Here is a 10533-nt window from a genome sequence, read left to right as displayed (position 1 = left end):
AAACCCCTCGCCACAGGGAGTCCAGAGGGCCTTGTGCCTTCTGGCGGGGGCTTGGGGGCAGCGCCCCCAGCCGAATGCAGGGGCCGGAGCCCCGTGATTACATTTTGGGCCTTACCGATGGCCGCATGGCATCAGCTCCGGCAGCACGGCCCAGGCGGGCGGCGGCGCGGGCAGGTGCTCGGACGGGCGGAGAATTTTGCCGGGAGCGAGGCGCGTCTGGCAGTCGTGGCACAGGGTGCCGTCGGAAGCTTCGAAGAAACGGTCAGTGCGGTTGATGGCCCGCCCGCAGGCGGCGCAACGGTGTCGGATCATGCGGCCTCCCGTATGTTGGGGTGCGTTGCTGGTTCCGTGCATGCACTTCGCGTGCCTTGCTTGCGTATCTTATCGGCGGATCGTTCATTCACTTAATGGCTGAATCGAAAATACCTGCTTGGCTGCGTCACACGCCTATGCTAGAAATCGGGTATGGAAATATTCACCCCAATGCCTTTGGCACCGCAGAAAGTCCGTCTCACCCAGGGCGTGCGCGCGGCTGGTTGAGCGGCGAAAGTGGCTCCAGGGGACCTGGAGCGTATACTTGGCGGGCTCTTGACGGGCCACGACGACCGTATTCTCTCGGGGCCGCGCGGCGGTGGCGAGGACTCGGTGGTGCTGCGCTTTCCGGCCGGGCAGGCCCTGGTGCAGACCGTCGATTTCCTGACTCCGGTGGTGGATGACCCCTTCCGCTTCGGGCAGATCGCCGCGGCCAACGCCCTGTCCGACGTATACGCCGTCGGCGGCGAGCCGTACGCGGCCATGAACGTGTGCTGTTTCCCGGCGCGCAGCATGCCGCCGGAGGTCTTTGCGGCCATCCTCAAGGGCGGCCTGTCCAAGATCGAGGAGGCCGGGGCCGTGCTCTGCGGCGGCCATAGCGTGGAAGACTCGGAGATCAAATACGGCCTTTCCGTCTCCGGCACGGTGGACCCGGACAAGATTGCCACCAACCGGGGTCTGCGGCCCGGCGACGCGCTGCTGCTCACCAAGCCCATCGGCACCGGCGTGGTGGCCACGGCCATCAAGGCCGGTCGGCCCGGCGCGGAACGCCTGGAAGAACTGGTGCATTTCTGGTGTGCGCGCCTGAACCGCGCGGGCGCCCAGGTCATCCGGCAGCTTGGGCTCAAGGCCAGCACGGATGTGACGGGCTTCGGCCTGGGCGGACATTTGCTGGAAATGGCGGCCGCAAGCGGCGTCACGGCCGAAGTCACGCTCTCCGAGGTGCCCTTCCTGCCGGAAGCCCTCAGCTTGGCCACCCTGGGCCTCATGCCAGGCGGCAGCATACAGAACCGCAACCACTACCTGCCGCGCACCCTTGTGCGCTCAGGGCTGGACGAACTGCTGGTCACCCTGGCCTTCGACGCCCAGACCTCGGGCGGACTCATCCTCGGCGTGCCGCAGGACAAGGTGGCCGAGGCTCAGGCCCTGCTCGGCGAAGCGGGCGACCTGGCGGTGTGCATCGGCCGTGCGGTGGAGAAGCTGCCCACGGGGCAGGCGCTGTCGCTGGTCTAGGCTGAAGGTTTCGCCCGGTTAAACTTCCGGCCTTGATGCACATCACCTCGCATAGCCACTCCACATTATAGCGGGTCCAGGGGGCGCAGCCTCCTGGACTGCGGAGCATGAACCGGGCACTGCGTTGGCCCTGTGGCGTTTCGCCTGGTTAAGCCTCCGGCGGCCAAGGGACCTCCGGCCCCTTGGAACCCCGAAAATTGAAACCGCGACGACATCCCTCACCCCTACAGCGGGTCCAGGGGGCGCAGCCTCCTGGCTTGCGGAGCATGAACCGGGCACGACACTTTGCCCTGTGACCTTGTGCCTGCGGGGCACGAAACAGGCACGCCGGCCGGCCCTTCCCATTGTCCACGCCATGCGCTAGGGCTCTTCCATGCCGCCCATCCGCGTACTGCACCTCATCACCGGCCTTGGCCTCGGCGGGGCCGAAACCTGGCTTGCACGCCTGGCGCCCTTGCTGCCGCGCGCACGTTTCGATTGCCGCGTGGTCAGCCTGCTGAGCCTGGACGGCGAGCACGGCGCGCTGGCCGGACGCCTGCGCGAGGCGGGCGTGCCGGTCGAGAGCCTGGGGATGCGGCGCGGGCTGCCGGGCCCAGGCGGCCTGCTGCGGCTCATGAACGTTTTGCGCCAGTGGAAGCCCCAGGTGCTGCAGACTTGGCTGTACCATGCGGATCTGCTGGGGCTTCTTGCGGCCAGGGCCTGCGCCTCGCGCGCGGCGGTGAGCTGGGGTCTGCGCTGCTCATACATGGATTTTTCGCGCTATTCGCCGGGCACGAAGCTCACGGTGCGGGCCTGCGCGCGGCTTTCGCACTGGCCGCAGGCGGTGACGGCGAATTCCTGGGCCGGGGCGCGGCTGCACGTGGAGGAACTGGGCTACCGTCCCCGACGGCTGGCGGTGCTGGAGAACGGCGTGGACGGCCGGGCATACCGGCCAGACCCCGGTGCGCGAGAGCGTCTGCGGGCGCAGTGGGGCGTGGCCGAGGGCGCGCCGCTCATCGGACTTGTGGCGCGGCTGGATCCCATGAAAGGGCACGAGGTGTTCTGTGCGGCGGCGCAGCGGGTGCTGGCGCGTTTTCCCGGCGCTCGGCTGCTGTTCTGCGGCCAGGGCACCGAGCCCGGCTCGGCGGGTGGCTTGGACGCCCTGCTGGCGCATTACGGCCTGGGGGGCGCGGCCCTGCGCCTGGGCAGGCGCGCGGACGTGGCGCAGGTGCTGGCCGCGCTGGATGTGCTGGCCTTGCCGTCGCTGGGAGAGGGGTTTCCGAATGTTCTGGCCGAGGCGCTGGCCTGCGGGGTGCCCGTGGCCGCGTTGGACGTGGGCGATGCGCGGCGTATGGCCGGGCCGGGCGGCTGCGTGGCCGAGGCGGAAGCCTCGCGGCCGGATGTGCCGCTTGCGGCGCGGGCTGAAGTTCTGGCGCGGTGCCTGGAGGACGTGCTTTCGCTGACGCCGGAGCAGCGTTCGGGCATGGGGGCGCTGGGCCGGGCGCATGTGTTGGAGGAGTACAGCCTGGACCGTGCGGTGGCGCGCTGGGCGGAGCACTTCGAGCAGCTGGCCGCGGAAGCCGCCGACGCCGACGATTCGAACGTTTAGCGCTTGATTTGCGGATCTTTACGATGTCGACAAGCTATCGATATCGGCCTAGTCGCCCGTCTTGCCAGCGCCTTTTGCCAGGGGCTTGAAGCGATACCCCACACCGCGCACCGTCTCGATCCAGTCCGCATAGGGGCCGAGCTTGCCGCGCAAACGGCGCATGTGCGTGTCCACCGTGCGCGAGGTGCCGTCGAAATCCGTGTCCCACACGGTGTCCAGCAGGCGTTCGCGCGGCAACACCCGCCCGCGCGAGGCCACCAGCTCCTTCAGGATCTTGTGCTCCGTGGCGGTCAGGCCCGCGTCCTGCCCGTCCACCAGCACGCTGTGGGCCTCGAAGTCGATCTCCAGCCCGGCCTCGCGGAAGCCTGAGGCCGGGGCTTCCTGCGGGGCGGCGCGGCGCAGCAGGGCCTTCACGCGCAGCAGCAGCTCGCGCGGGCTGAAGGGCTTGGCCACGTAGTCCTCGGCCCCCAGCTCCAGCCCCACGATGCGGTCCACCTCGTCGCCGAGCGCGGTGAGCATGATCACCGGCACCTGCCGGGTTCGCTCGTCCTGCTTCAGTCTGCGGCAAATCTCCAGCCCGTCCATGCCGCCGGGCAGCATCACGTCCAGCAGCACCAGGTCCGGCCGGGTGCGCTGGGCGATGTCCAGGGCGGGCTGCCCGCTTGCGGCCGTGCGCACGGCGTAGCCCGCCGCCTTCAGGTGATAGGACAGGAGATCCCGCGTTTCGGGATGGTCCTCCACCACGAGAATGTTCTTCTGCGACACGGCGGCTCCGTTCGGGCGCGTGGACGCCGGGTGTAAAGTTGCGGCCGCAAAGGGCCGATAGCACCAGTGTTGCGGGAACATATCCCCGCCGGACCGGACGCGCAAGACCCGCGCCCAACTGCCGACCGACCACCGGGAGAGCGCATGTACTACCACGGATTTCAGAAGAAGTTTCCCTCAAGCAGCGCGCCCTGGACCCAGGGCGACGACCAGCTTGTGGGCCTGCTCTTCTCCAAGATCATCAACCGCACCGCGGGCTCCGCACCGGTGGAGCCGCCGGAGCTGGCCGACGAGATGGCGCATAATCTGTTCGACCTCATGCTCTACATCAGCAAGGACTTCCGCTCCTGCTGAGGTGGCCCTAGGCCACGGCGGTAAGCATGGGCTGCGCGGTGGAGAAATCCCGCGCACAGGCGAGATAGGCCCCGATGGCCCTGCGCATGCGCGCGGCCGGAGGGGCCGTCGTGTTTTCGGCGGAAGGCGTGGTGGCGGTTGCCGCGGCGCTTGAAGCGGTCCCCGCTGTGGAAGCGGCCGCCGTGGCCGCCGGAGCGGAGCTTCCGGCCTCGGCGCTGGTGACGGCGGTGGAAATACCGGAGCGAGACGCGCCGCCTGGTCCGTAGGTCTCAGTCGTGGCCGCGCGCTGCTCAATTTGCCTGCGCCAAGCCTGTGCCAGTTCCTGGTGGAAGCTGCGGCCCGCCGCGGCCGCGCCTTGTTGGTCCGTCAGCTGGGCTTGTGCTTGCTGCGCGGCCTGATCGGTCTGGCTTGTCTGGCCCGTATTCTGGCCAGACCCCGGCAGCCCGGACACCGGGTCAACGGGTTCCGCGTCAGGGTCCAGATCGGGCGAGAGGCCCGGCGAGAGGCTGGCGTCCGCAACGGCGGCCCCGGCTCCGGCAGTGGCTGCGGCCTCGGGCCACAGCAGCTGGTCTGTGGAATAGGTGATGCCCAGGGGCCCAAGCTTCAGCGACACCCGGCGCGACTGCACCTGCGGCCGGGAGCCGCCCGCCTGTCCAAGGGCCGCGGACGCAACGCCAGACTGGGCGCCGACGAGGCGCGTCTGCGCCGCGACAGAGGCGCTGCGGGTGGTGCTGGAGCCGATGGGGGCGGACATGGCCGTCTCCGGGGGTTGCCCCGGCGTCCGGTCGGCCAAAAAAAGACCGGAAGCCGCGAATACCGCCCTTGGTCCAGCGGCACGCCCGGAAATCATGCGATTTCAGGGGCGTTCGCCACCCTCACTCCAGTGGAGGACCAGGGCAGAAGCGTCTTCCGTCCGTGGAAGCCGGGCGCGGGCCGCCGCCGCAAGGCAGGCCAGGCAACGCGCCATGGCTTCGATGTAACCACTCCACGTCTTGTTTGCAAGCCCCGGCAGTGCAAAAATCCGCACGTGTTGCATTCGCCCTGCGGGCAGGCTACACAACCCGCATCCATTAAAACCCCGGAAGGTGCCCCAATGAGCTATCGCATCCTAGAGAAAAAGGTGCTGATCCCCGGACAGACCACGCTGCTGGTCATCGACGCCCCGCACGTGGCCAAAAAAGCCAAGCCCGGCAACTTCGTCATCCTGCGCACCTCGGAAAAGGGCGAGCGCATCCCGCTCACCATCGCCGACTGCGACCCCATCGCCGGAACCGTCACCATCGTGTTCCTGGTGGTGGGCAAGAGCACGGCCGAACTGAACACCTTTGAGGAAGGCATGAGCCTGCCCGACTTCTGCGGTCCGCTGGGCAAGGCCACGCACATCGAGAAACAGGGCACGGTCATCTGCGTGGGCGGCGGCACCGGCGTTGCCGCCATGCACCATATCGCCAAGGGCCACGCCGCCGCGGGCAACCACGTGGTCGCGGTCATCGGCGCGCGCAACAAGGACCTGCTGCTCTTCTGCTCCGAGCTCGGCAACTTCTGCCCCGAAGTGCTTGTGGCCACCGACGATGGCTCCCAGGGGCACAAGGGCTTCGTCACCGAAGTGCTGCGCCAGCGGCTGGAAGAGGACAAGGACGTGTCCGAAGTGGTGGCCATCGGCCCCGTGCCCATGATGGAGGCCGTGGCCAAGGTCACCAAGCCCTTCGGCGTCAAGACCACGGTGAGCCTGAACTCCATCATGGTCGACGGCATCGGCATGTGCGGCGCCTGCCGCTGCACCGTGGGCGGCAAGACCAAGTTCGCCTGCGTGGACGGGCCCGAGTTCGATGGACACGAGGTGGACTTCGGCGAGCTGCGCCTGCGCCTCTCGCAGTTCCGCCCGCAGGAGCAGGAGTCCATGCAGCTCTTCCAGGAAAAGTGCAAATGCGCGGAGGGCAAGTAGCCATGAGCGACGCACCGGAAAAAAAGGCCCCCAAGAAGTCCGCGCCGCGCACGGAAATGCCCGTGCAGCCGCCCTTCGTGCGCATTCAGAACTACCTTGAGGTGGCCGTGGGCTACTCCGAGGCCGACGCCAAGGCCGAGGCCGACCGCTGCCTGCAATGCAAAAAGCCCCTGTGCCGCCAGGGCTGCCCTGTTGAAATCGACATCAAGGGCTTCATCGGCCAGTTGCAGAAGGGCGACCTGCCCGGCGCGTACAAGGTCCTGCGCGACTACAACTCGCTGCCCGCCGTGTGCGGCCGCGTGTGCCCCCAGGAAACCCAGTGCGAAGGCATGTGCATCCTGGAGAAGAACCCGGAAAAGACCGGCGGGGCCGTGTGCATCGGCCGCCTGGAACGCTTCGTGGCCGACACCTTCGCCGCGCGCCTGGCCGAGGGCGACGACGCCTGCGTGCAGATCACCGGCGAGGCCGCCTGCCGCATGATGCGCGACGACCTGAAGGTCGCCTGCATCGGCGCCGGCCCCTCCAGCCTCACCGTGGCAGGCTACCTGGCCGCGCTGGGCATCAAGGTCACCGTGTACGAGGCCCTGCACGAGGTGGGCGGCGTGCTCATCTACGGCATCCCCGAATTCCGCCTGCCCAAGTCCATCGTCCGCCGCGAGGTGGACGCCATGAAGGAGCTGGGCGTCGAGTTCAAGACCAACTGGGTGGGCGGCAAGGCCATCACCGTGCAGGAACTCTTCGACGAGGGCTACAAGGCCGTGTTCATCGGCGTGGGCGCGGGCCTGCCCCAGTTCATGAAGGTGCCCGGCGAGAACAGCATCGGCGTGTTCTCCGCCAACGAGTATCTGACCCGCGTGAACCTGGGCCGCGCCTACGACTTCCCCAACCACGACACGCCCATCTTCAAGGCCGACGAGGTCTGTGTCGTCGGCGGCGGCAACGTGGCCATGGACGCCGCGCGCACCGCCCTGCGCCTGGGCGCGAAAAAGGTCTCCATCGTCTACCGCCGCACCAAGGCCGAAATGCCCGCGCGCCTGGAAGAGCTGGAACACGCCATCGAGGAAGGCGTGCAGCTGGAGCTGCTCTGCGCGCCGCTGGCCCTGAACGCCGACGAGAACAAGCGCCTGGTCAGCATGACCGTGCAGAAGATGAAGCTCGGCGAGCCCGACGCTTCCGGCCGCCGTCGCCCAGAGCCCATTGAAGGCGAGACCGCCGACATTCCCTGCCAGCTGGTCATCATCGCCGTGGGCACCAAGCCGAACCCCATCCTGCTCGAAGCCACCAAGGGCCTCGCGCTCAACAAATGGGGCTACATCGACGCCAATCCCGAAACCGGCGAGACCAGCATTCACAACGTCTTCGCCGGGGGCGACATCGTCACCGGCGCCGCCACCGTCATCAGCGCCATGGGCGCGGGACGAAAGGCCGCCAAGGAGATCGCCAAGAGGCTGCTGGGCACCGAGCTGTAGAGCAGAGAAGCAAGGGGCGCTGCCCCTTGACCCCGCTGGGGGCGCTGCCCCCAGTCCCCCGCCAGAGGGCACAAGGCCCTCTGGACTCCCTGTGGCGAGGGGTTTCCTCCCCGGCGCGAAGGCGCCGGGGCGGAAACCCCTCGCGGAGGGTCCGGGCGGGAGGAGCCGGACGGAAGGCAGCGCCTGCCCTGACGGACCTGGAAACCGAGAGTCCCTGCCCGGCCTGCCCCCAAACGAGAAGCCCCGGAGCGCAAAAGCGCTCCGGGGCTTCTCGTTTGGCCTGCGGGTCCAGGGGGTGCATACCCCCTGGCGGGGTCTGGGGCGGCGCCCCAGCCTCTCCCCCTTACTTCTTGCCTATCCAGCCTTCCAGGGCGTCGATGATCTTGCGCGCCTGGTCTTCGCTGGAGATGGTGAACTTGCTCTGCTGCTTGTACTCGCCGTTCTGCTTGCGGTAGCGGCGGATGGTGAAGGCCACCGGGCCGTAGTCGTTCTTGGCCTTGTCCCAGGAGCGGTACTTGTAGAGCAGGGTGGCCCAGGCGCCCTTGGACAGGATCACCTTGTCCAGTTCCTCGGTGACGACAACGCCGTCTTCCTCGTAGCTTATGGTCAATTCTTCAACGGTTTCGGCCATGGTGATTCCTTTTTGGGTGCTTGTGCCGTGCTTGGTCCGGGCGGGCTTCTATCCCAGCGCGGCCATGTTGTCCAGAATGCGGTCCAGCAGGGCGCGGATGCCGGCCAGGCGCTCCGGCCGGGCCTGCATTTCGGTCACGGACTGCACATAGGGCCATTTCACCAGGTCCACGGTGACTTCGTCCGCGCAGTTGGTGGAAAGATCGGCCATGCTTTGGGCATTGGTCTCCAGGTGGAATTGCAGGCCCACCACGCGGTCGTTGCAGGCGGTGAAGGCTTGGTGCGCGCAGGCTTCGCTTTTGGCGGTCCACAGGGCCCCGGGGGGGATGGCGAAGGTGTCGCCATGCCAGTGGAAGGCGGTGTAGCGTTCGGGCAGGTCGGCGAACACGCGGCTCTTGGCGGCGTCGGGCCCGGCGCTCACCTCGTGCCAGCCGATTTCCCGGTATTGGCCCTTGGTCACCTTGCCGCCCAGCACGTCGGCCAGAAGCTGCGCTCCCAGGCACACGCCGATGACCAGCTTGCCCGCTTCGATGCTGGCCTTGAGGAAGCGCTTCTCCATCGCCAGCCAGGGGAACTTGTCCTCTTCATAGATGTTCATGGGGCCGCCCATGATCACCAGGAAGTCGAAGGCCGAGGGGTCGGGCGGGGTTTCGCCGTTCCACAGATCGGTGTGGGTCAGGCTATGGCCGCGCTCGCGCGCCCAGGCGGCGATTTCCGCCTCTTTCTCGAAGCTCTCGTGTCGTAAGCCGTGCAGACGAAGCATGGGGCCTCCGCGTTTCTTGGGGGTTGGCTGCCATGCGGGAACATGCCCGCAGAGCGCCCGCTTGTCCAGACCCCCGCGCGTGAGGCCGGTTACAGGTCCACGAGGGTGATGTCGGCCGCGTTGAGGGGCTGGCCAAGGAAAATTTCGCCCACCTTGGCGAAGCGTTCCGGGTCGTCGGTGGCGAAGAAATGGACGCTTCCCTCGGCCTGGGCATCGCCCGTTGTGCCGGTCGGCTTGAGCAGTCCGCGCCGGGCCAGTTCCGCGGCCACGCTTTCGGCCGTGGTCTCGGCGCTGTCCACCAGGCACACGCCCTCGGGCAGGTGCTTGCGTATGGCCTGGGCCAGCACCGGGAAGTGCGTGCAGCCGAGCACCAGGCAGTCCGGCTTGCCGCCGGGGAATTCGGCCATGAGCGGCGTGAGGTAGCGTTTGGCCACGGCCTCCACCTCGGGCCCGTCGGTCCAGCCTTCCTCGGCCAGGGCCACGAAGACCTGGGCCGGGCGGGTGGCGATGGTGGCCTCCGGCCGCAGGCGCAGGATGGCGGTCTGGTAGGCCGCGCCGCGCACGGTGCTGCCGGTGGCGATGACCGCGATGCGGCCATGGGGGGCGTGCTGGGCGCAGGCGCGCGCGCCGGGCTCGATGACGCCGACCACAGGGATGTTCGGGTAGGCTTGCGTGAGGCCGGGCAGGGCCACGGCCGAGGCGGTGTTGCAGGCCACCACGAGGAGCTTCACGCCCTGGTCCACCAGAACTTTCGTGGTTTGCAGGGCGTAGCGGGCGACGGTTGCGCCGCTTTTGGTGCCGTAGGGCAGGCGGGCGGTATCGCCCAGGTAGAGAAAATCCTCGTGGGGCAGCGCCTTTTTCAGGGCGCGCAGCACGGTCAACCCCCCCACGCCGGAATCGAAGACGCCGATGGGCAGGGATGCAGCAGGTTTCTGATCAGCAGTCATGTGCGGATGAGGCTCCCTTTGCGGTGATTGCCGCGAGGGGAGTTGTGCACCGGAGCGCGGCGGGAGTCAACGCCCTAGCCCTCCAACATCCTTTTCACCTCGGCCTCGTCCTCCACGATCTCGAAGGCGTCGCGCAGGGTCTGCGGCACCTTGGTCGGGCGGCCGGTTTTGAGGTCGATGAACACCCACTGGGTTTCGGCCTCGGCCAGCACGACGCGGTCCGCCGCGCGCCAGAACAGGTAGCGCCGGGCGCTCTGCCGGGGCGAGAAGGTCGATATCCAGGTGCAGGCGGTGACGGTCTCGCCCAGGAAGCAGGGGCGCCTGTAGGTAATCGTGTGCTGGCGCACCACCCAGCCCGCGCCCTCGGCCACGTAGCGGTCCATGCCCCAGCCCTGGGCGGTGCTGTGCGCCACGGCCACGTCCTGCATCCAGGCCACGTAGCGCGTGTTGTTCACATGGCCCTGCACGTCGATGTCCGTTTGCGCGATGACGATGTCCTGCGTGAAGATTCTGGGCACGGGGCCTCC

General features: G+C 68.0%; 12 protein-coding genes. 5 read left to right on the top strand and 7 right to left on the bottom strand.

Annotated elements, in window-relative coordinates:
* Positions 1-111: 111 nt before the first annotated feature.
* A complete protein-coding gene (locus VN419_RS11745; protein WP_325647417.1) occupies positions 112-312 on the bottom strand; it encodes a hypothetical protein in 201 nt (66 codons plus the stop codon).
* 171 nt (positions 313-483) lie between these two features.
* Here VN419_RS11745 and selD point away from each other — a divergent pair, with 171 nt between their 5' ends.
* Positions 484-1545, top strand: a complete 1062-nt coding sequence (selD, locus tag VN419_RS11740; RefSeq protein WP_325647416.1) for a selenide, water dikinase SelD — start codon at positions 484-486, stop codon at positions 1543-1545.
* A 373-nt stretch (positions 1546-1918) separates the two neighbouring features.
* Entirely contained in the window at positions 1919-3133 is a 1215-nt protein-coding gene (locus tag VN419_RS11735) for a glycosyltransferase (protein WP_325647415.1), read from the top strand.
* Between the two features lie 48 nt (positions 3134-3181).
* On the opposite strand, the gene VN419_RS11730 is transcribed toward VN419_RS11735, so the two are convergent.
* The gene (locus VN419_RS11730; protein ID WP_325647414.1) at positions 3182-3898 is read right to left on the bottom strand and encodes a response regulator transcription factor; all 717 of its coding nucleotides are present in this window, start codon (positions 3896-3898) and stop codon (positions 3182-3184) included.
* Between the two features lie 144 nt (positions 3899-4042).
* Here VN419_RS11730 and VN419_RS11725 point away from each other — a divergent pair, with 144 nt between their 5' ends.
* The gene (locus VN419_RS11725) at positions 4043-4252 is read left to right on the top strand and encodes a hypothetical protein (RefSeq protein WP_325647413.1); all 210 of its coding nucleotides are present in this window, start codon (positions 4043-4045) and stop codon (positions 4250-4252) included.
* A 7-nt stretch (positions 4253-4259) separates the two neighbouring features.
* Here the strand turns inward: VN419_RS11725 and VN419_RS11720 are convergent, their stop codons facing one another.
* Complete coding sequence (locus VN419_RS11720; RefSeq protein ID WP_325647412.1) at positions 4260-5006, bottom strand: hypothetical protein; 747 nt, start codon at positions 5004-5006, stop codon at positions 4260-4262.
* A gap of 339 nt (positions 5007-5345) precedes the next feature.
* Between VN419_RS11720 and VN419_RS11715 the strand changes: the two genes are divergently transcribed.
* Together VN419_RS11715 and gltA are read left to right on the top strand one after the other, a co-directional pair.
* Positions 5346-6197 carry a sulfide/dihydroorotate dehydrogenase-like FAD/NAD-binding protein gene (locus tag VN419_RS11715; RefSeq protein WP_325647411.1) on the top strand — a complete coding sequence of 284 codons (852 nt, stop codon included), beginning with the start codon at positions 5346-5348 and terminating at the stop codon, positions 6195-6197.
* A gap of 2 nt (positions 6198-6199) precedes the next feature.
* On the top strand, positions 6200-7666 hold the full coding sequence (gene gltA, locus VN419_RS11710) for an NADPH-dependent glutamate synthase (RefSeq protein ID WP_325647410.1): 1467 nt from the start codon (positions 6200-6202) through the stop codon (positions 7664-7666).
* Positions 7667-8009: 343 nt separating this feature from the next.
* On the opposite strand, the gene VN419_RS11705 is transcribed toward gltA, so the two are convergent.
* The 4 genes from VN419_RS11705 to VN419_RS11690 all read right to left on the bottom strand — a co-directional run bounded on the left by VN419_RS11705 (position 8010) and on the right by VN419_RS11690 (position 10524).
* Positions 8010-8297, bottom strand: coding sequence for a hypothetical protein (locus tag VN419_RS11705; RefSeq protein ID WP_325647409.1), 288 nt, complete (start codon positions 8295-8297; stop codon positions 8010-8012).
* 48 nt (positions 8298-8345) lie between these two features.
* A complete protein-coding gene (locus VN419_RS11700; protein ID WP_325647408.1) occupies positions 8346-9059 on the bottom strand; it encodes a type 1 glutamine amidotransferase in 714 nt (237 codons plus the stop codon).
* Between the two features lie 89 nt (positions 9060-9148).
* Positions 9149-10006 (bottom strand): glutamate racemase, encoded by an 858-nt coding sequence (gene murI / locus VN419_RS11695; RefSeq protein ID WP_325647407.1) that lies wholly within the window; start codon positions 10004-10006, stop codon positions 9149-9151.
* Between the two features lie 74 nt (positions 10007-10080).
* Complete coding sequence (locus VN419_RS11690) at positions 10081-10524, bottom strand: acyl-CoA thioesterase (RefSeq protein WP_325647406.1); 444 nt, start codon at positions 10522-10524, stop codon at positions 10081-10083.
* Positions 10525-10533 lie beyond the last annotated feature (9 nt).

It is taken from the genome of Humidesulfovibrio sp. (assembly GCF_035560995.1).
In the GTDB taxonomy this organism is placed as follows: domain Bacteria; phylum Desulfobacterota; class Desulfovibrionia; order Desulfovibrionales; family Desulfovibrionaceae; genus Humidesulfovibrio.
Note: the sequence above shows the minus strand (reverse complement) of the source record. Positions and strands in the feature narration are given on the sequence as shown.